The organism is Actinacidiphila sp. bgisy145 (assembly GCF_057708125.1).
In genome coordinates this window covers 1-22,753 of the sequence record NZ_JBYIRL010000068.1, presented here as the reverse complement: position 1 = coordinate 22,753, position 22,753 = coordinate 1, and the positions used below count along the sequence as shown (strand labels likewise).

The following is a 22,753-nucleotide window of genomic DNA, read 5'->3' as shown; positions in this document are numbered from 1 at the left end:
GGGTGTTGGAGGCTGCGGGGGTGCGGCCGGACGCGGTGGTGGGGCACTCGGTGGGTGAAGTGGCTGCTGCCTACGTCGCCGGGGTGCTGTCGCTTCCGGATGCCTGCAAGCTCGTGGCGGTACGTGCCCGGTTGATGCAGGAGCTTCCTTCGGGTGGGGCGATGGCGTCGATCAAGGCGCCGGAGGCGGAGGTTGTCGCTTCCTTCGCCGAGGTGACCGGTGAGGTCGCGGTTGCCGCGGTGAACGGTCCGGACTCGGTCGTGGTGTCCGGTGCGGTCGAAGCGGTGAACGCGCTGGTGGAGTTGTGGCGGGAGCGCGGGCATCGGGTGCGTCCGTTGCGGGTGTCGCATGCGTTCCACTCGCCGGCGATGGACCCGGTGTTGGCGGAGCTTGAAGCGGTCGCCGATGGGATCAGGTTCAGTCGTCCGGAGGTGATGTGGGCGGGTGCTCTGACGGGTGAGTTGGTGTCGGAGCCGGAGGCTGGTTACTGGCCCGGGCAGGTGCGGCAGGCGGTGCGTTTCGCCGACGCCGTCGCGTCTCTTGCCAGGGAGGGGGTGTCGGTCTTCCTGGAGGTCGGTCCGGACGGTTCGTTGTCTTCTCTCGGTCCGGATGCGGTGGCCGTCGTGGAGGGTGTGGAGCCTGCGTTCGTGCCGCTCCAGCGTCGTACCGATGAGGGCGTGACCGGCCTGGAGGTCAGGCTGGCCCGTGCGTTCGTCGAGGGTGCGCCGGTGGACTGGAAGCGGGTGCTTCCGCAGGGCGAGGCGGTGGAGCTGCCGACGTATGCCTTCCGCCACCAGCGGTTCTGGCCCGAGGGCGTGCTGCCGCTCATGCCATCGGTCGCCGCCGCCGGTGGTGGTGAGAGTGCGACCACCGCCGCGGAGGCGGAGTTCTGGGCGGCCGTGGAGGAGGGCGACCTGGCGCAGGTCGCCGACACCCTGGCGGTCGAGGACGAGGAGCACCTCCGTACGCTCCTGCCCGCGTTGGCGTCGTGGCGGCGCCGCGAGCTGGACCGCTCGGCCACCGCCGACTGGCGCTACCGGACCGTCTGGTCGCCCGTCACCGAACCCGACCCCCGCGTCCTGGCCGGCACTTGGGCGCTGCTCGCGCCGGCCGGAGCGGCGGAGACGCTGCGGCAGCAGTGCGCGGACGCGCTGACCGCCCGCGGTGCGAAGGTCGCGGTGGTCGAGGTGCCGACCGGGATGGTGGACCGCGCCGAACTGGCGGCGCTGCTGGGCGAGATGACGGGTGCGGCGGAGATCTCCGGTGTGCTGTCGCTGCTCGCGCTGGACGAGGCGCCGCTGCCGGAGCACCCGGAGGTCAGCGGCGGTGTCGCGGCCACCCTCGGCCTGGTACAGGCGCTCGGCGACGCGGGGATCGGGGCGCCGCTGTGGGTCGCCACTTCTGGTGCGGTCGCGGCGGGGCCGGGTGAGGTGCTGGCGCATCCGGTGCAGGCGCAGGTGTGGGGTCTGGGCCGGGTCGTGGCTCTGGAACACCCGGACCGCTGGGGCGGGTTGGTGGACCTGCCGGAGTCGCTGGACGAGCGTGCCTCCGCGCGGCTGGTCGGTGTACTGGCCGGCTGCGGGGAGAACGAGGTGGCCCTGCGGCCCTCCGGGGCCCTCGGCCGCCGGCTGGCCCGCGCCACCCGGCAAGGGTCCGGGACGGGCCTGTCGACACGCGGTACCACGTTGATCACCGGCGGTACGGGTGCGATCGCCGGACACGTGGCGCGCCGGCTGGCCCAGCAGGGTGCCGAACGGCTGGTGTTGACCAGCCGTTCGGGAGCTTCGGCGCAGGGCGTCGCCGCTCTCGCCGCCGAACTGGCGCAGGCCGGCGCCGCGGTGGAGGTCGTCGCATGTGACGTCAGCGAACGGGCCCCGCTGGCCGCGCTGTTGGACCGGATCGGCGCGACCGGTCCGGAGCTGGCGTCCGTACTGCACACGGCCGCGGTGCTGGACGACGGCGTGGTGGACCGGTTGTCGGTCGCCCGCCTCCGGACGGTCCTGGCGGTCAAGGCCCAGGGTGCCGCTCTGCTGGACGAGCTGACCGCTGACCTGGACCTGGACTCCTTCGTGCTGTTCTCGGCCGCGGCGGCGACGCTCGGCGGCGCGGGGCAGGGCAACTACGCGGCGGCCAACGCCTATTTGGACGCGTTGGCGGAGAACCGGCGGGCCCGGGGGTTGAACGCGTTGGCGGTGGCCTGGGGTGCGTGGTCGGGTGGGGGCATGGCCGAGTCGAGCGGAGCAGTGCGGGCGAGGGTCGAGCGCGGGGCGATGCCGCCGATGGACCCGCAGCTCGCCGTCCGCGCGCTGGACGAGGCCCTGCGCGGGCCGGACACCTGCGTCGCCGTCATGGACGTGGACTGGGCGCGGTTGTCCTCCGGGCCGGGGACCGCGGACGTGCTGCGCAGGCCGCTCGTGCGGGACCTGCCCGAGGTGCGCCGCCTGGCCGCCGCGGCCGACGCCCCGGCCGCCGCCGGGCACGCCGAGGGCGAACTGCCGCGCCGGCTGGCCGGGCTGGACCGGCCCGAGCAGGAGCGCCTCCTCACGGAGGTGGTGCGCGGTGAGGCCGCCGTCGTACTCGGACACACCTCGGCCGACGCCGTGGAGGACCGGCGCGCCTTCAAGGACCTCGGCTTCGACTCGCTGACCTCGGTCGAGCTGCGCAACCGGCTCGCCGCGGCGACCGGGCTGCGGCTGCCGTCCACCCTGGTCTTCGACTACCCGACCCCGACGGCGCTGGCCGCCTTCCTGCGCGGCGAGCTGACCGGCGGGCAGCCGGACACCGCCGGCGCCCGGGGCGGCGCCCTCGCGGTGGCGGCGCCGTCGGACGAGCCGCTGGCGATCGTCGGCATGGCCTGCCGCTTCCCCGGCGGAGTCGGAAGCCCGGAGGAGTTCTGGCAGTTGCTCGCCTCCGGCGGTGACGCGGTGGGCGGCTTCCCGACCGACCGCGGCTGGGACCTGGAGAACGTCTTCGACCCGGACGGCGAGCGGGAGGGCACCTCCTACGTCGCCCAGGGCGCGTTCCTGCGGGACGCCGCCGAGTTCGACGCGGGCTTCTTCGGGATCAGTCCGCGTGAGGCGCTGGCGATGGACCCGCAGCAGCGGCTCATGCTCGAGACGTCCTGGGAGGCGCTGGAGCGGGCTGGGATCGACCCGGCGACCCTGCGGGAGAGCGCCACTGGTGTCTTCGCCGGCGGGTTCGCCTCCGGCTACGGGCTCGGCGTGACGCTGGCCGGCCGCGGCGACGAGTCCGGCTCCGAGGGACACGTCCTGACCGGCAACGCCACCAGCGTGCTGTCCGGCCGGGTGTCCTACGTCCTGGGTCTCGAGGGCCCGGCGGTCACCGTGGACACCGCCTGCTCCTCGTCCCTGATGGCACTGCACCTGGCGGGCCAGGCGCTGCGCTCCGGCGAGTGCACGCTCGCTCTGGCCGGCGGCGCGACGGTGATGGCCACCCCGGGCACCTTCGTCGACTTCTCCCGCCAGCAGGGCCTCTCGGCGGACGGCCGCTGCCGCGCCTTCTCGGAGGACGCGGACGGCACCGGCTGGGCCGAGGGCGTCGGCATGCTGGTCGTGGAGCGGCTGTCGGACGCGCGGCGCAACGGGCACGAGGTCCTCGCGGTCGTACGCGGCTCGGCGGTCAACCAGGACGGCGCGTCCAACGGCCTCACCGCCCCCAACGGCCCCTCGCAGCAGCGCGTCATCCGCGCCGCCCTGGCCAACGCACGGCTGTCGGCGGCGGACATCGACGTGGTGGAGGCGCACGGCACCGGCACCCGGCTGGGCGACCCGATCGAGGCCGGCGCACTGCTGGCGACCTACGGCCAGGAGCGTCCCGAGGGGCGGCCGCTGTGGCTGGGTTCGGTGAAGTCCAACATCGGCCACACGCAGGCCGCGGCGGGCGTCGCGGGCATCATCAAGATGGTCCTGGCCTTGCGGCACGAGCAGTTGCCGCAGACCCTGTACGCCGACGAGCCGTCGTCCCACGTGGACTGGACGGCCGGTGAGGTGCGGCTGCTGACCGAGGCCAGGCCCTGGCAGTCCGACGGCCGGGTGCGCCGTGCCGCCGTCTCGGCGTTCGGGATGAGCGGCACCAACGCGCACGTCATCCTGGAGGAAGCCCCCGCCGCGCCGGACGCCGCCGACGCCCCCGACGACATCGCGGCACCGGACACCGCACCGGCAGCCCCCGTGCTCTCCGGGGCCGGCGCCTGGCTCCTGTCCGGCCGCACCGCGGACGGACTGGCGGCACAGGCCGGGCGGCTGCGCGAATGGGCCCTCGCCCACCCGGAGCTGCAACCGGCCGACGTGGCCTGGTCGTTGGCGGCCACCCGCTCGGTCTTCGAGCACCGGGCCGTGGTGGTCGGTGGTGACAGGACCGATCTGGTGAACGGTCTGGTGAGTCTCGCGTCGGGTACGCCGTCGGGTGCGGTGGTCTCGGCGGTGGCGCGTCCGGACACCCGTCCGGTGTTCGCGTTTGCGGGTCAGGGGTCGCAGTGGGTGGGGATGGGGCGTGAGCTGGCGTCGGTGTCGCCGGTGTTCGCGGCTCGGTTGGCGGAGTGTGCGGCGGCGTTGGCGCCGTATGTGGAGTGGTCTCTGCACGATGTGCTGGCGGGGGCTGAGGGTGCTCCGGCGTTGGAGGCGGCTGATGTGGTGCAGCCGGCGTTGTGGGCGGTGATGGTGTCGCTGGCCGCGGTCTGGGAAGCCGCCGGAGTGTCGCCCGAGGCTGTCGTGGGTCACTCGCAGGGTGAGATCGCGGCGGCCACGGTCGCCGGGATGCTGTCGCTGGAGGACGGTGCCCGTGTGGTGGCGTTGCGGTCGCAGTCGTTGAAGGTGTTGGCGGGTGCGGGCGGGATGCTGTCGGTGAGCAGGTCTGCCGAACAGGTCGAGGAGCGGTTGGCCCGGTTCGGGGAGAGCGTGGCTCTGGCGGCGGTCAATGGGCCTTCGGCGGTGGTGGTGTCGGGTGAGCCCGCAGCTCTGGAGGAGTTGAAGGCGGAGTTCGAGGCCGAGGGCACCCGGGCGCGGATGGTGGCGGTGGATTACGCCTCGCACTCGGCGCAGGTGGACCGCCTGGAGGCGGAGATCACGTCGGTCCTGGCGGGGATCAGTCCGCGTCGGGGCCGGGTCCCCATGGTGTCGGCGATGACCGGGGAGACACTGACCGGTGAGGAGTTGGATGCCGGTTACTGGTTCCGTAGTCTCCGTGCGACGGTCCATTTCGACCGTGCGGTGCGGACGTTGGCGGGGCGCGGCCATCAGCTGTTCGTCGAGGTGACCCCGCACCCGGTCCTGATGGGTGCCATGAACGACACCCTGGAGGACGTGGCCCAGGAGGCGGGCCATGGCGCTGAACCCGCCGCCGTCTGCCCGACGTTGCGACGTGACGACGGCGGTACGGACCGCCTGGTGACCTCGTTCGCCGAGGCGTTCGTCCGCGGCGCCGACGTCGACTGGCGTGCCGTCCTGCCCGCCGGGCAGCAGGTGGAACTTCCCACCTACGCCTTCCGCCGCAGCCGGTTCTGGCCGGAAGGCATCCTGGCGCTGCCCGTGCCCGGTGCCGTGACCGACACGGACGGGACCTCCGCCGAGGTCGACGCTGCCTTCTGGGCGGCCGTCGAGGGCGGCGACCTGGCCCGGCTCGGCGAGACACTGTCGGTGGACGCCGGGCGCCCGTTCCACGAGGTGCTGCCGGCGCTGGCGTCCTGGCGGCGGCGCGAGCAGGACCGTTCCACCACCGCCGGCTGGCGCTACCGGATCACCTGGTCCGCCATCGCCGAACCGGACGCCGGACTGCTGTCCGGCCGGTGGCTGGTGGTGGCTCCGACCGGTGCGGACGGCGGCGCGGCCGAGCAGACCGCGGCCGCGCTCTCCGCGCGCGGCGCCGACGCCGTACTGGTCGAGGTGCCGGCCGGCACCACGGACCGCGACGCGCTGGCCGCCGAGCTCACCGGCCACTCCGAGGCGTCCGCCGTCGCCGGTGTGCTGTCGCTGCTGGCGCTGGACGAGACGCCGCTGCCCGACCACCCGGTGGTGACCGCCGGGGTGGCCGCCAACCTCGCCCTCGTGCAGGCGCTCGGGGACATCGGCATCGAGGCCCCGCTGTGGCTCGCCACCCGCGGCGCCGTGGCGGCCGGCCCGGGGGAGGCGCTGGCCCGCCCGGTGCAGGCGCAGGCATGGGGCTTCGGCCGGGTCGTCGCACTGGAGCAGCCCCAGCGCTGGGGCGGCCTGGTCGACCTGCCGGAGACGGTGGACGAACGGGCCGGTACGCGGCTGGTCGCGGTCCTGGCCGGCTGCGGCGAGAACGAGGTGGCCATCCGGTCCGCCGGGGTACTGGGCCGCAGGATGTCGCGGGTGCCGCGGCGCGAGGTCCGTACGTCCTGGACGCCGAAGGGGACAGTGCTGGTCACCGGCGGCACCGGTGCGATCGCCGGGCACCTGTCGCAGTGGCTGGTCGGCCGGGGCGCCGAACGGATCGTGCTCACGGGCCGCTCCGGCCCCGCGGCCGGCGACGCCGCCGCACGCGCCGCCGAACTGGCCGAGGCCGGCACCCATGTCGACGTCATCTCCTGCGACGTCTCCCGGCGCGCCCCGCTGACCGGCCTGCTCGACTGGATCGGCGGCAGCGGCCCGGCCCTGTCCTCGGTGCTGCACACCGCGGCGGTGCTCGACGACGGCGTGGTGGACCGCCTGACGCCGGCCCGGATGGAAACCGTGCTGGGCGTGAAGGCGCACGGCGCGGAGCTGCTGGACGAGTTGACCGCGGAGCTGGACCTGGACGCGTTCGTGCTGTTCTCCTCGGCGGCCTCCACGCTCGGTGGCCCGGGGCAGGGCAACTACGCCGCCGCGAACGCGTACTTGGACGCGCTGGCGGAGAACCGCCGCTCGCGCGGCCTGGCCGGTCTCTCGGTCGCCTGGGGCCTGTGGGGCGGTGCCGGGCTGGCGCAGTCCAACGAGGCGATCCGGTCCCGCATGCGCCGGATACCGATGCCGCCGATGGACCCGCAGCTCGCCGTCCGGGCGCTCGGCGAGTCCCTGGACGGACCCGAGCCGAACGTCGCCGTCATGGACTTCGACTGGCAGCAGCTGGGCTCCGCACCCGGCTCGGCCGGCGAACTGGAGATGCCGCTGGTCCGCGACATCCCCGAGATCCGCCGGCTGGCCGCCGAGCGCGCCGCCGCGGGGAGCGCCGCCCCCCGCGGCGGCGGCGAGGGCGAACTCGCCGCCCGCGTGGCCGGACTGAGCCGGGCCGAACAGGTCAGGGTGCTGACCGACGCCGTACGCGCCGAGGCCGCCGCCGTGCTCGGGCACGCCTCGGCCGACAGCGTGCAGGCCCGGCAGGCCTTCAAGGACCTGGGCTTCGACTCGCTGACCGCGGTCGAACTGCGCAACCGCCTCGGCGCGGTGACCGGGTTGCGGCTGCCGGCCACCCTGGTCTTCGACCACCCCACCCCGACCGCCCTCGCCGAACGGCTCCGCACCGAGCTCGCTCCCGAGGAGTCGGTGGAAGCACCGCTCCTCACCGAACTCGACCGGCTGGAGGCCGCCTTGCGCTCCGGTCCGGTGGACGCGCCGGTGCGGGAGGAAGCCACCGCCCGGCTGCGGAGGCTGCTGGAACTCGTCGGGGAGCAACCCGGCGACCGCGGCAGGAAGCGGAGCGCGGCCGCCATCGACGACGCCTCGGACGACGAACTCTTCGCCTTCGTCGAGGAATTCGAGTGACACCCGCCCGGCCTTGACCGGCCCCGGCCCGACCGGTCCCGGCCCGCACCCCTCGGGGCGGGCTCACCCCAGAACTCAGCTGAAACGTCATTGTGCAAGGAGCGCACCGTGTCCAACGAAGACAAGCTTCGCAGTTACCTCAAGCGAGCCATCGCGGACGCCCAGGACGCCCGCGGCCGGCTGCGCGAGGTGCAGGAGCAGGCGGCGGAGCCGGTCGCCATCGTGGGCATGGGGTGCCGTTTCCCGGGCGGTGTGAGCAGCCCGGAGGAGTTCTGGCAGCTGCTGTCCTCCGGCGGTGACGCGGTGGGCGGCTTCCCCACCGACCGCGGCTGGGACCTGGAGGGCATCTACGACCCCGACGGCGAGCGCGAGGGCACCTCGTACGTCGCCCAGGGCGCGTTCCTCAAGGGCGTGGCCGACTTCGACCCGGCCTTCTTCGGGATCAGTCCGCGTGAGGCGCTGGCGATGGACCCGCAGCAGCGCCTGCTGCTGGAGACGGCCTGGGAGACGCTGGAGCGCGCGGGCATCGACCCGTCGACCCTGAAGGAGAGCTCGACCGGTGTCTTCGCCGGCGGCTTCGCCTCCGGGTACGGCATCGGCCTCTCCTGGGCGGCCGGGCCGGAGGGCTCGGGTGTCGAGGGCCACCTGATGACGGGCAACGCCACCAGTGTGCTGTCCGGCCGGGTGTCCTACGTCCTGGGTCTGGAGGGGCCCGCGGTGACGGTGGACACGGCGTGCTCGTCGTCGCTGGTGGCGCTCCATCTGGCGGTGCAGGCGCTGCGGTTGGGCGAGTGCTCGCTCGCGCTGGCCGGCGGCGTCACCGTGCTGGTGTCGCCCGGCACGTTCGTGGAGTTCTCCCGGCAGCAGGGCCTGTCGGCGGACGGCCGCTGCCGTGCGTTCTCCGAGGACGCGGACGGCACCGGCTGGGCCGAGGGCGTCGGCATGCTCGCCGTCGAGCGGCTGTCCGACGCCCGCCGCAACGGCCACAAGGTCCTTGCGGTGCTGCGGGGTTCGGCGGTCAACCAGGACGGCGCGTCCAACGGCCTGTCGGCACCGAACGGGCCCTCGCAGCAGCGGGTGATCCGCGCCGCGCTGGCCAACGCACGGCTGTCGGCCGCGGATGTCGACGTGGTCGAGGCGCATGGCACGGGCACCACGCTGGGCGACCCGATCGAGGCGCAGGCGCTACTGGCCACCTACGGCCAGGACCGCCCCGAGGACCGCCCGGTGTGGCTGGGCGCGGTGAAGTCCAACATCGGCCACACCCAGGCCGCCGCCGGTGTCGCCGGCGTCATCAAGATGGTGCTGGCCCTCCAGCACGAGCAGCTTCCGCAGACCCTGCACGCGAGCGAGCCGACATCGCACGTCGACTGGTCCGCGGGTGAGGTGCGGCTGCTGGACGAGCCGGTGGCGTGGCCGGCGGGGGAGCGCCCGCGTCGGGCCGGCGTGTCGGCGTTCGGGATCAGCGGGACGAACGCCCACGTCATCCTGGAGGAGGCCCCCGCCGAGGAACCCGCCGTGGACGGCGAGGAGCCGGACACCGGTGCGGCGCCCGCCGCGACTCCCGTGCTCTCCGGTGCCGGGGCGTGGCTGCTGTCGGGCCGTACCGCGGACGGGTTGGTGGCGCAGGCGGGTCGTCTTCGGGAGTGGGTGGCGGCTCGTCCGGTGGTGGAGCCGGCGGATGTGGCGTGGTCGTTGGCGGCGACGCGTACGGCGTTCGAGCACCGTGCGGTCGTGTTCGGCGGCGATCGTGGGGAGTTGCTGGCGGGGGTCCAGGGGCTGGCTGCGGGTGTGTCGTCGGCTTCGGTGGTTGCCGGGGTGGCGCGGGCGGATGCCCGGGTGGGCCTGGTCTTTGCGGGTCAGGGTGCGCAGTGGGTGGGAATGGGCCGGGAGTTGTATGGGTCCAGTCCGGTGTTCGCCGAGGTCTTCGACCGGGTGTGTGGGCTGCTGGAGTTGGAGTTGGGCGCGGCGGTTCCCGTGCGGGATGTCGTGCTGGGCGTTGAGGGTGTGGACGCGGGCCTGGCGGATCAGACGTTGTACGCGCAGACGGGGTTGTTCGCGTTCGAGGTGGCGTTGGCTGCGGTGTTGGATGCTGCGGGGGTGCGGCCGGATGCGGTGGTGGGGCATTCGGTTGGTGAGGTGGCTGCTGCCTACGTCGCCGGGGTGCTGTCGCTGCCGGACGCGGCCAAGTTGGTGGCGGTACGTGCCCGGTTGATGCAGGAGTTGCCGTCGGGTGGGGCGATGGCGTCGATCAAGGCGCCGGAGGCGGAGGTTGTGGCCTCCTTCGCCGAGGTGACCGGTGAGGTCGCGGTCGCGGCGGTGAACGGCCCGGACTCGGTCGTGGTGTCGGGTGTGGTGGAAGCGGTGGACGCGCTGGTGGAGTTGTGGCGCGAGCGCGGGCATCGGGTGCGGCCGTTGCGGGTGTCGCACGCGTTCCACTCGCCGGCGATGGACCCGGTGTTGGCGGAGCTCGAAGCGGTCGCCGACGGGATCAGGTTCAGTCGTCCGGAGGTGATGTGGGCGGGTGCTCTGACGGGTGAGTTGGTGTCGGAGCCGGCAGCTAGTTACTGGCCCGGGCAGGTGCGGCAGGCGGTGCGTTTCGCCGACGCCGTCGCGTCCCTTGCCAGGGAAGGCGTCTCCGTCTTCCTGGAGGTCGGCCCGGACGGTTCGTTGTCTTCCCTCGGCCCTGACGCTGTGGCCGTCGTGGAGGGTGTGGAGCCTGCGTTCGTGCCGCTCCAGCGTCGTACCGATGAGGGCGTGACCGGCCTGGAGGTCGGGTTGGCCCGTGCGTTCGTCGAGGGTGCTCCGGTGGACTGGAAGCGGGTGCTTCCGCAGGGCGAGGCGGTGGAGCTGCCGACGTATGCCTTCCGCCACCAGCGGTTCTGGCCCGAGGGCGTCGTCTCCCTCGCGCCGCCCGCAGCCGGGGGCGGCGCCGACAGGATCGTGGCCAGCACCGAGGCGGAAGCCGAGTTCTGGGCCGCCGTCGAAGGGGAGGACCTCGCCCGTCTCACCGAGACCCTCGACGTCGACGGCGCCCTCTCCTTCCGGGAGGTGCTGCCGGCCCTGGCGTCCTGGCGGCGCCGGGAGCTGGACCGGTCGCTGACCGCGAACTGGCGTTACCGCACCTCGTGGACGGCTGTCCCGGAACCCGACGCGGCGGTGTTGTCGGGCACGTGGCTGCTCGTGGTGCCGGCCGGCGTTGAGGGCGAGGTGCGGCAGCGGTGCGCCGACGCGCTGGCGGCCCGCGGTGCCGAGGCCGTGGTGGTCGAGGTGCCGTCCGGCACGGTGGACCGCGCTGAACTGACCCTGCTGCTCCGTGAGATGGCTGGTTCGGCGGAGGTCGCCGGGGTGCTGTCGCTGCTCGCGCTGGACGAGGCGCCGTTGCTGGACCGCCCGGCCGTGACCGCCGGACTGGCGGCGACGCTGGCCCTGGTGCAGGGCCTCGGGGACGCGGGCATCGAGGCGCCGCTGTGGCTTGCCACTTCTGGTGCGGTGGCGGCGGGTCCGGGTGAGGTGCTGGCGCATCCGGTGCAGGCGCAGGTGTGGGGTCTGGGCCGGGTCGTGGCTCTGGAACACCCGGACCGCTGGGGCGGGTTGGTGGACCTGCCGGAGTCGCTGGACGAGCGTGCCTCCGCGCGGCTGGCCGGTGTATTGGCCGGCTGCGACGAGAACGAGATGGCCCTCCGGCCCGCGGGACTCCTCGCCCGCCGGCTCGCGCGCGTGACACGGCGTACCGCGGGCGAGGACCGTACGGCCCTCGGCACCACGCTGATCACCGGCGGTACGGGTGCGATCGCCGGACACGTGGCGCGCCGCCTCGCCGGCCGGGGTGCCGAACGGCTGGTGCTGACAAGCCGTTCCGGCGCTTCGGCGCAGGGCGCCGCCGCTCTCGCCGCCGAACTGGCGCAGGCCGGTTCCGCGGTGGAGGTCGTCGCGTGTGACGTGGCCGAACGGGCTCCGCTGGCCGCCCTGTTGGACCGGATCGACGCGACCGGCCCGCGGCTCGCGTCCGTACTGCACACCGCCGCCGTCCTGGACGACGGGATGCTGGACGGCCTCGACGCGTCCCGCCTGGAGACGGTGCTGCGGGTGAAGGCCCAAGGGGCCGCCCTGCTCGCCGAGTTGACCGCCGACCGCGACCTGGAGAGCTTCGTGCTGTTCTCCGCGGCCGCCGCCACGCTCGGCGGACCCGGCCAGGGCAGCTACGCGGCAGCCAACGCCTACCTCGACGCGCTGGCGGAGCACCGCCGCTCCCGCGGCCTGGCCGGCCTGGCCGTGGCCTGGGGGCCCTGGAGCGGCGGCGGCCTCGCGGAGACCGGAGAGGCGGCCCGCGCGCGGATGCGCCAGATGCCGCTGCCCCCGATGGACCCGCAGCTCGCGGCCCGCGCCCTGGACGAGGCGATGGCGGGCTCCGACGCCACGCTGACCGTCATGGACGTCGACTGGGACCGGCTGGGGTCCGACGCGGGCGCCGCCGGCGTGCTGGGACGGCCGCTGCTCCGCGACCTGCCCGACGCCCGCCGCCTGCTCGCGGCCGCGGAGAACATGCTCACCGTGGTCCACGCCGAGGGCGAACTCGCCCGGCAGCTCGCCGGGATGGGCCGCTCCGAGCAGGAACGCGTCCTGACGGACCTCGTACGCGGCGAGGCGGCCGTCGTGCTCGGGCACACCTCGGCCGACGCGGTCGAGGACCGGCGCGCCTTCAAGGACCTCGGCTTCGACTCGCTCACTTCGGTCGAGCTGCGCAACCGCCTCAACGCCGCGACCGGTCTGCGGCTGCCCGCCACCCTCGTCTTCGACTACCCGACCCCCCAGGCGCTCGCCGCCTTCCTACGCGGCGAACTGACCGGCCGCCAGGGCGCTTCCGCCCCCGTGGTCACCGTGGCCGCGGTCGCCGTGGACGAGCCGGTGGCGATCGTCGGCATGGCCTGCCGCTTCCCCGGCGGCGCCGGAACCCCCGAGCAGTTCTGGGACTTCCTCACCTCCGGCGGCGACGCGGTGGGCGCCTTCCCGACCGACCGCGGCTGGGACCTGGAAGGCGTCTTCGACCCGGACGGCGAGCGCGAGGGCACCTCCTACGTCGCCCAGGGCGCGTTCCTGCGCGAAGTGGCCGACTTCGACGCCGACTTCTTCGGGATCAGCCCGCGCGAGGCGCTGGCGATGGACCCGCAGCAGCGGCTCATGCTCGAGACCTCCTGGGAGGCGCTGGAGCGGGCCGGGATCGACCCGGCGAGCCTGCGGGAGAGCGCCACCGGTGTCTTCGCCGGCGGCTTCACCTCCGGTTACAGCTTCGGGCTGGCGCTGGCCAACCAGGGCGACTCCGGCTCCGAGGGGCACTCGCTCACCGGCAACGCCACCAGTGTGCTCTCCGGCCGGGTCTCCTACGCCCTCGGCCTCGAGGGCCCCGCCATGACCATCGACACCGCCTGCTCCTCCTCCCTGGTCGCGCTCCACCTGGCCATCCAGGCGCTGCGCTCCGGCGAGTGCACGCTCGCCCTGGCCGGCGGCGCCACCGTGATGGCCACCCCGGGCACCTTCATCGACTTCTCCCGCCAGCAGGGGCTTTCGGCCGACGGCCGCTGCCGCGCCTTCTCCGAGGACGCGGACGGCACCGGCTGGGCCGAGGGCGCCGGCATCCTCGTGGTCGAGCGGCTGTCGGACGCCCGGCGCAACGGGCACGAGGTCCTCGCGGTGGTGCGGGGTTCGGCGGTCAACCAGGACGGCGCGTCCAACGGTCTCACGGCGCCCAACGGCCCCTCGCAGCAGCGCGTCATCCGGGCGGCCCTCGCGAGCGCCGGGCTGACCGCCGCCGACGTGGACGTCGTCGAGGCACACGGCACCGGCACCAAGCTCGGCGACCCGATCGAGGCCGGCGCGCTGCTGGCGACCTACGGCCAGGAGCGGACCGCGGACCGGCCGCTGTGGCTGGGCTCGGTGAAGTCCAACATCGGCCACACGCAGGCCGCGGCGGGCGTCGCGGGCATCATCAAGATGGTGCTGGCCCTCCGGCACGAGCAGCTGCCGCAGACCCTCCACGCCGACGAGCCGTCCTCGCACGTCGACTGGACGGCCGGCGCGGTCCGGCTGCTGAGCGAGCCGGTGGCATGGCCGACCGGTGAGCAGCCGCGCCGGGCCGGTGTGTCCTCGTTCGGGATGAGCGGGACGAACGCGCACGTCATCCTGGAGGAGGCCCCGGCGCCGGAGCCCGAGGTGGCCGAGTCGGCCGTCGGGCAGCCTGACGGCACGGCGGGCGAGCTGCCGGTGCTGTCGGGCGACGGTGCCTGTGCCGGTGCGTGGCTGGTGTCGGGCCGTTCGGCAGCGGGCCTGGCGGGGCAGGCGGAGCGGTTGCGGGAGTGGGTCGACGGTCGTCCGGGCCTCGAACCGGCGGATGTGGCGTGGTCGTTGGCCGCCACCCGTTCCGCCTTCGAGCACCGGGCCGTGGTCGTGGGTGGTGACCGGACCGCGCTGCTGAGCGGCTTGGAGAGCCTTGCCGCGGGTGTCCCGGCAGGCGCGGTCGCCTCTGGCCGGGCCCGTTCGGCGGCGCGTCCGGTGTTCGCGTTCGCGGGTCAGGGGTCGCAGTGGGTGGGGATGGGGCGTGAACTGGCGTCGGTGTCGCCGGTGTTCGCGGCGCGCCTTGCGGAGTGTGCGGCGGCGTTGGCGCCGTATGTGGAGTGGTCGCTCGATGAGGTGTTGGCGGGTGCGGAAGGTGCCCCGGCGTTGGAGGCGGCTGATGTGGTGCAGCCGGCGTTGTGGGCGGTGATGGTGTCGCTGGCCGCGGTCTGGGAGGCGGCTGGTGTCGTGCCCGAGGCGGTGGTGGGTCACTCGCAGGGTGAGATCGCGGCGGCGACGGTGGCGGGGATGCTGTCGTTGGAGGATGGCGCGCGGGTGGTGGCGTTGCGGTCGCAGTCGCTGAAGGTGTTGGCGGGTGCGGGCGGGATGCTGTCGGTCAGCAAGTCCGCGCCTGAGGTTGAGGAGCGGTTGGCCCGATTCGGGGACACTGTCGCGCTGGCGGCGGTCAATGGGCCCTCGGCGGTGGTGGTGTCGGGTGAGCCCGCAGCCCTGGAGGAGTTGAAGGCGGAGTTCGAGGCCGAGGGTGTCCGGGCGCGGATGGTGGCGGTGGACTACGCCTCCCACTCGGCGCAGGTGGACCGCCTGGAGGACGAGATCACGTCCGTCCTGGCGGGCGTCAACCCCCGTCGCGGCCGGGTCCCCATGGTGTCCGCGATGACCGGCGAGACCCTGACCGGTGAGGAGCTGGATGCCGGGTACTGGTTCCGCAGTCTCCGGGCGACGGTCCACTTCGACCGTGCGGTGCGGACATTGGCGGACCACGGCCATCAGCTCTTCGTCGAGGTGACCCCGCACCCGGTCCTGATGGGTGCCATGAACGACACCCTGGAAGAGGTCGCGCGGGAAGCGGGCCCGGGCGTGGTGCCGGGTGCGGTGTGCGGGACGCTGCGGCGGGACGAGGGCGGCGCCGTACGGCTGCTGACCTCGCTGGCCGAGGCGTACGTCCACGGCGCCGGTGTGGACTGGGAGTCCGTGCTCGCCGCGGGGAAGCGGGTCGAGCTGCCGACGTACGCCTTCCAGCACGAGCGCTTCTGGCCGCAGGGGACGCTGTCCCTGGCGATGTTCACCTCCGGCGGGGACGCGGCGTCCCTGGGCCTGGGCGCGGTGGGCCACCCGCTGCTGGGCGCGGCGGTCGAACTGGCCGGTGGCGCCGGGCTGTTGTGCACGGGCCGGATCTCGCTGCGGACGCACCCGTGGCTGGCCGACCACGCCGTGGGCGGCATTGTGCTGCTGCCCGGCACGGGCTTCGTGGAGCTGGCCGTGCGCGCCGGCGACCAGGTGGGCTGCGGGGTGCTGGAGGAGCTGACGCTCCAGGCGCCGCTGGTGCTGCCGACCGACGGCGGGGTGCGGGTGCAGGTGGTGCTCGCCGAGGCGGACGCCGAGGGCCGCCGTACGGTCGAGGTCTTCTCCCGGCCCGACACCGCCGACTCCGCGGACCCCGCGCAGATCTGGACGCAGCACGCGAGCGGTTCGCTCGCACCCGTCGGCGCGGGCCCGGTGGACGCCGGGACGGCGGACGACTTCGCCGTGTGGCCGCCTTCGGGCGCCGTCGCGCTCGACGTCGACGGCCTCTACACCGAGCTGCTGGCCGACGTGTACGGTCCCGCGTTCCACGGCCTGCGGGCCGCCTGGCGGCGCGGCGAGGACGTCTTCGCCGAGGTGGCGCTGCCCGAGGACGCGGCGCGGGACGCGGCCGCGTTCGGCATCCACCCGGCGCTGCTCGACGCGGCCCTGCACGCCTCGCTCCTGCCGGGCTCGCCCATGACCGGCGGGGCGGAGGACGCCGCCGGGCAGCCGGGCGGGGTCCGGATGCCGTTCGCCTGGACGGGCGTCGAACTCCACGCGACCGGCGCCTCGGTGCTGCGGGCCCGGCTGCGCCAGGGCCCCACGGGCGGACTGGAACTGACCGCCGCGGACCCCCAGGGGGCCCCGGTCGTCACCGTGCAGTCGCTCGTCAGCCGCCCGGTCGCCGCCGACCAGCTCCAGGACGCCGGCCACCCCGCCGGCGACACCCTGTTCGTCGAGGAGTGGGTGCCGCTGACCGAGGGCCCCGCCGTGGACGGCGAGTGGGTGCTCGTCGGCGACGACCGCTTCGACGTGGTCGGGGAACTGCGCGCCGCGGGCGTCCCCGTACGGGTCTTCGCCGCCGTCGCCGAGGTGGCCGCCGCGGTGGAGGCGGGCGATGTCGCGCCGCAGCTGGTGCTGATGTGCGTCGACGGCACCCCGTCCGGCGCCGGCACGGTGCCGGACACGACCCGGCGACTGACCGGCGAGGTCCTGGAACTGGCCCAGGAGTGGCTGGCCGCGCCGCGCCTGGAGTCCGTGCCGCTGGCCGTGGTGACCCGCGGCGCCGTGGCCGCCGCGGACGGCGCACCCGTGGTGGACCTCGCGGCGGCCGCGGCACGCGGTCTGCTGTCCTCGGCGCAGTCGGAGAACCCCGGCCGGCTGCTCCTGGTGGACCTGCCCGCCGACGAGGACGCCCCCACCGGTCAACTCGCCGCCCTGCCGCGGTTCCTCGCCACCGGCGAGCCCGAGCTGACCCTCCGCGGCCGGACCGCGTACGGGCGCCGGCTGAACCGTCCGTCTGGTGCCGGGACAGCGGTTGAACAAGCCGCTGACCTCGCCGATCACGCCGATCACGCCGACCTTGCCGACAGCGGCCCGCGCACCCTGCTGGTGACCGGCGGCACCGGCACCCTCGGCGGCCTGGTGGCCCGTCACATGGTGGTCACCGGGCGGGCCCGCGCGGTGGTGCTGACCAGCCGGTCGGGACCGGCGGCCGCGGGCGTCGCGGTGCTGGCCGCGGAACTGGCCGCCCTCGGCGCGCGGGTCAGCGTCGTGGCGTGCGACGTGGCGGACCGCGACGCGCTGGCCGCGCTGCTGGCGGGCATCCCCGCCGACTGCCCGCTGGGCTCGGTCGTCCACGCCGCCGGCATCATCGACGACGGCGTGATCGGCACCCTCACCCCGCAGCGGCTGGCCGCGGTGCTGCGGCCGAAGGCGGACGCCGCCTGGCACCTGCACGAACTCACCCGGGACAGCGACCTGGAGCACTTCGTCCTGTTCTCCTCGGCCGCCGCCCCGCTCGGCGCCCCCGGACAGGGCAACTACGTCGCCGCCAACGCCTTCCTGGACGCCCTTGCCCGGCACCGCCGGGCCGCCGGCCTGGCCGGACTCTCCCTGGCGTGGGGCCCGTGGGTGCACGAAGCGGGTATCGGCCGCGACCTGGGCGAGCAACTCCTCTCCCGCATCACCCGCTCCGGACTCACCGCCCTCGGTGCCGACGAGGGCCTGGCCGTCCTGGACACCGCGCTGGAGCGCAGCGCGACCCGCGGCGAGGGCGCCCTCGTGCCGGCCCGGCTCGACGTCGCCGGCCTGCGCGCGCAGGCCGCGCGCAGCGGTGAGGTCCCGCCGCTGTGGCGGCGGCTGGCCGGCACCCCCGGCCGCCGCACCGCCGCCGCGGCGGCCGGCGGCACCGACGCCGCGCAGGCGCTGCGCCGCCGGCTCGCCGGCCGCACCGGCCAGGAACGCGACCGGATGCTGCTGGAACTGGTGCGCACGCTGGTCGCCGCGGTGCTCGGCCACGCCTCCGTCGACGCGGTCGAGCCCGCGCGGGCCTTCACCGACCTCGGCTTCGACTCGCTCACCGGGGTCGAACTGCGCAACCGGCTGCGGACCGAGACCGGTCTGCGGCTGCCCGCCACCCTCGTCTTCGACTACCCGACGCCCGTGGCCCTGGCCGCGCTGCTCGGCGACGAACTCGCGGGCGAGGCGCCCGCCGCGGCCGGACCCGCCCTGCCCTCCGGCACGGCGGTCGACGAGCCGATCGCCGTCGTCGGCATGGCCTGCCGCTTCCCGGGCGGCGCCACCGGCCCCGAGGAGCTGTGGGAGCTGCTGGCCGGCGGCACCGACGCGATCGGGACCTTCCCGGCCGACCGCGGCTGGGACCTCGACGCGGTCTACCACCCGGACATGGGCCACCCCGGCACCTCCTACACCTGCGAGGGCGGCTTCGTCCTGGACGCCGGCGCCTTCGACCCGGCCTTCTTCGGGATCAGCCCGCGTGAGGCACTGGCCATGGACCCGCAGCAGCGGCTGCTGCTCGCGACGTCCTGGGAGGCATTCGAACGGGCCGGCATCGACCCGGCGACCCTGCGCGGCAGCCAGACCGGCGCCTTCGTCGGCGGCTACGGCTCCGGCTACGCCGAGGCCAGCCTCGAGAGCGCCACGGACTTCGACGGCGTCGACGGGCACCTGGCGACGGGCAACGCGACCAGCGTGCTGTCCGGCCGCCTCTCCTACACCCTCGGCCTCGAAGGCCCCGCGGTGACCATGGACACGGCGTGCTCCTCGTCCCTGGTGGCGCTGCACCTGGCCGCGCAGGCCCTGCGCTCCGGCGAGTGCACGCTCTCCCTGGCCGGCGGTGCCACCGTGATGGCCACCCCCGACGCCTTCGTGGGCTTCTCCCAGGCCCGCGGCCTGGCGGCCGACGGGCGCTCCAAGGCGTTCGGCGCCGGTGCCGACGGCATGGGCATGGCCGAAGGCGTCGGCATGCTCGTCCTGGAGCGGCTGTCGGACGCGCGGCGCAACGGCCACAAGGTCCTTGCGGTGGTGCGGGGTTCGGCGATCAACCAGGACGGCGCGTCCAACGGCCTGACGGCTCCCAACGGTCCGTCGCAGCAGCGGGTGATCCGCGCCGCCCTGGCCAGCGCGCGGCTGTCGGCCGCCGACGTGGACGTGGTGGAGGCCCACGGCACCGGCACCCGGCTCGGCGACCCCATCGAGGCGCAGGCGCTGCTGGCCACCTACGGCCAGGACCGTCCCGCGGACCGCCCGGTGCTGCTGGGTTCGGTGAAGTCCAACATCGGCCACACGCAGGCCGCGGCCGGTGTCGCCGGCGTGATCAAGATGGTGCTGGCGCTCCAGCACGAGCAGCTCCCGCAGACCCTCTACGCCGACGAGCCCTCCCCGCACATCGACTGGTCCGCGGGACAGGTGCGCCTGCTGACCGAGTCCGTGCCGTGGCCCGCCGGCGAGCGGCCGCGCCGGGCCGGTGTGTCCTCCTTCGGCATGAGCGGCACCAACGCCCACGTCATCCTCGAGGAGGCACCCGCCGCCGACGCCGCCCCCGAACCCCCACGGACGCGGACCGCGCCCCCGCTGGTGTCCGGTGCCGACGCGTGGCTGGTGTCGGGCCGGTCCGCGGAGGCGCTGGTGGCGCAGGCCGGGCGGCTGCGGGAGTGGGTGGCCGGGCGTCCGGGTCTTGAGCCGGCGGATGTGGCGTGGTCGTTGGCGGTGACGCGTTCTGCTTTCGAGCACCGGGCGGTGGTGGTCGGTGGTGATCGGGCCGCGTTGGTGGGCGGGTTGGAGAGTTTGGCGGCGGGTGTGCCGTCGGGTGCGGTGGTGTCGGGTACGGCGCGTGCCGTGGGGCGTCCGGTGTTCGTCTTCCCGGGTCAGGGGTCGCAGTGGGTGGGGATGGGGCGTGATCTGGCGTCGGTGTCGCCGGTGTTCGCGGCTCGGTTGGCGGAGTGTGCGGCGGCTTTGGCGCCGTATGTGGAGTGGTCGCTGCATGAGGTGTTGGCGGGGGCTGAGGGTGCTCCGGCGTTGGAGGCGGCTGATGTGGTGCAGCCGGCGTTGTGGGCGGTGATGGTGTCTTTGGCGGCGGTGTGGGAGGCGGCTGGTGTCGCGCCCGAGGCTGTCGTGGGGCATTCGCAGGGTGAGATCGCGGCGGCGACGGTGGCGGGGATGCTGTCGCTGGAGGATGGCGCGCGGGTGGTGGCGTTGCGGTCGCAGTCGTTGAAGGTGTTGGCGGGTGCGGGCGGGATGCTGTCGGTGAGCAAGTCCGCGCCTGAGGTTGAGGAGCGGTTGGCCCGGTTCGGGGACACCGTGGCTCTGGCGGCGGTCAATGGTCCGTCGGCGGTGGTGGTGTCGGGTGAGCCCGCAGCTCTGGAGGAGTTGAAGGCGGAGTTCGAGGCCGAGGGCACCCGGGCGCGGATGGTGGCGGTGGACTACGCCTCCCATTCGGCGCAGGTGGATCGCCTGGAGGCGGAGATCACGTCGGTTCTGGCGGGGATCAGTCCGCGTCGGGGCCGGGTGCCGATGGTGTCGGCGATGACCGGCGAGACCCTGACGGGTGAGGAGTTGGACGCGGGGTACTGGTTCCGGAGTCTTCGGGCGACGGTGCACTTCGACCGTGCGGTGCGGATTCTGGCGGGTGAGGGTCAGCGGGTCTTCGTGGAGGTGTCGCCGCATCCGGTGTTGTTGGGTGCGATGACGGAGTCGTTGGAGGAGGTTGCTCAGGAGGCTGGTCCGGGTGCGGTGCCGGCGTCGCTGTGTGGGACGTTGCGCCGGGACGACGGTGGTGCGGGGCGGGTGCTGACGTCGCTGGCCGAGGCGTACGTCCACGGCGCCCCGGTGGACTGGACGGCCGTCCTGCCCGTGGCCGGGACGGTCGAGCTGCCGACGTACGCCTTCCGGAACCGGCGGTTCTGGCCCGACAGCCTTCCCGTCGCGGAAGCGGGCCCGAAGTCGACGGGGAGCGACGCGAGTTCCGAGGTGGAGGCCGAGTTCTGGGCCGCCGTCGAGGGCGGGGACCTCAACCTGCTCGACGAGACGCTGGTACTCGACGGCGGCCGTCCGATCAGCGAGGTGCTGCCGGCCCTGGCGTCCTGGCGGCGCCGTGAACTGGACCGTACGGTGGCCGCCGGCTGGCGCTACCGCACCGGATGGACCCCCGTCGCTGAGCCCGATGCGGCGGTGTTGTCGGCCACGTGGCTGCTCGTGGTGCCGGCCGGCGTCGAGGGCGAGGTGCGGCAGCGGTGCGCCGACGCGCTGGCGGCCCGCGGCGCGCAGGTCGAGGTGGTCGAGGTGCCGTCCGGGGTCGTGGAGCGCGCCGAACTGGCGGCGCTGCTGGGCGAGATGGCGGGCGCGGCGGAGGTCGCCGGGGTGCTGTCGCTGTTGGCGTTGGACGAGGCGCCGTTGGCGGAGTTCCCGGCGGTGAGCGCCGGGCTGGCGGCGACGTTGGGGTTGGTGCAGGGGCTCGGTGATGCCGGGGTCGGGGCGCCGTTGTGGGTGGCGACGTGCGGTGCGGTGGCGGCCGGTCCGGGTGAGGTGCTGGCCCACCCGGTGCAGGCGCAGGTGTGGGGTCTGGGTCGGGTGGTCGGTATGGAGCATCCGGAGCGGTGGGGTGGGTTGGTGGACCTGCCGGTGGAGTTGGGTGATCGGGCGGGTGTGCGGCTGGCGGGGGTGCTGGCCGGTTGTGACGAGAACGAGGTGGCCATCCGTACGGCCGGCGTCCTGGGCCGGCGGATGTCGCGGGTGCCGCGGCGCGAGACCCGTACCCCTTGGACACCGCGCGGGACCGCGCTGATCACCGGCGGCACCGGCGCGATCGCCGGACACGTCGCGCGCTGGCTCGCCGACCGGGGCGCCGAACGCCTCGTCCTGGCGGGCCGTTCCGGCCCGGCCGCCGAGGGGATCGCGGCACGCGCCGCCGAACTGGCCGCCGCCGGCACCCGGGTCGACGTCGTGTCCTGCGACGTGAGCGACCGGCTGCCGCTGTCCGGGCTGCTGGAGTGGACCGGGCGCAGCGGCTCCGCGCTCTCCGCCGTCCTGCACACCGCCGCCGTCCTGGACGACGGGATGCTGGACGGCATGCGGCCGGCGCGGCTCCAGACCGCACTGGAGGTGAAGGCACACGGCGCGGCGCTGCTGGACGAACTCACCGCCGACCTGGACCTGGACGCCTTCGTCCTGTTCTCCTCCGCCGCCTCCACCCTGGGCTCCGCGGGCCAGGGCAACTACGCTGCGGCGAACGCCTACTTGGACGCCCTGGCGGAGCACCGCCGCTCCCGCGGCCTGGCCGGTCTGGCCGTGGCCTGGGGGCTGTGGGGCGGTGCCGGGCTGGCGCAGTCCAACGAGGCGATCCGCTCCCGTATGCGCCGGCTCCCCATGCCGCCGATGGACCCGCAGCTCGCCGTCCGCGCACTGGCCGAGTCGCTGGCGGGCCCCGAGCCCGTCGTGACCGTCATGGACGTCGACTGGCAGCAACTGGCCGCCGGCTCCGGCGCCGTCGACCTGGCCGACCAGCCGCTCGTGCGCGACCTCCCGGAGGTCCGCGCGCTGGCCGCCGTCGGCCTGACCGCCGGCACCGCCCCGGCGGGCGGCGCCGAGGGCGAACTCGCCCGCCGCGTCACCGGACTGGCACCGGCCGAGCAGGAGCGCGTGCTGACGGACGTGGTCCGCGCCGAGGCCGCCGCCGTACTGGGGCACTCCGCGGCGGACGGCGTGCAGGCCCGGCAGGTCTTCCGCGACCTGGGCTTCGACTCGCTGACCGCGGTCGAGCTGCGCAACCGCCTCAACAAGGCCAGCGGACTGCGCCTGCCCGCCACCCTTGTCTTCGACTACCCGACCCCGGTGGAGCTGGCCGCCTTCCTGCGCGACGAACTGGTCGGCCGGCAACTGGA

The 22,753-nt window shown here is 74.6% G+C and carries 2 protein-coding genes; both read left to right on the top strand.

The window, feature by feature from the left end; genetic code table 11:
• Positions 1–2: 2 nt before the first annotated feature.
• Positions 3–7,718 (top strand): type I polyketide synthase, encoded by a 7,716-nt coding sequence (locus tag AC3ERT_RS35260; protein ID WP_435179128.1) that lies wholly within the window; start codon positions 3–5, stop codon positions 7,716–7,718.
• Positions 7,719–7,826: 108 nt separating this feature from the next.
• A partial coding sequence (locus AC3ERT_RS35255) for a type I polyketide synthase (RefSeq protein WP_435179126.1) occupies positions 7,827–22,753 on the top strand: 14,927 nt, incomplete at its 3' end.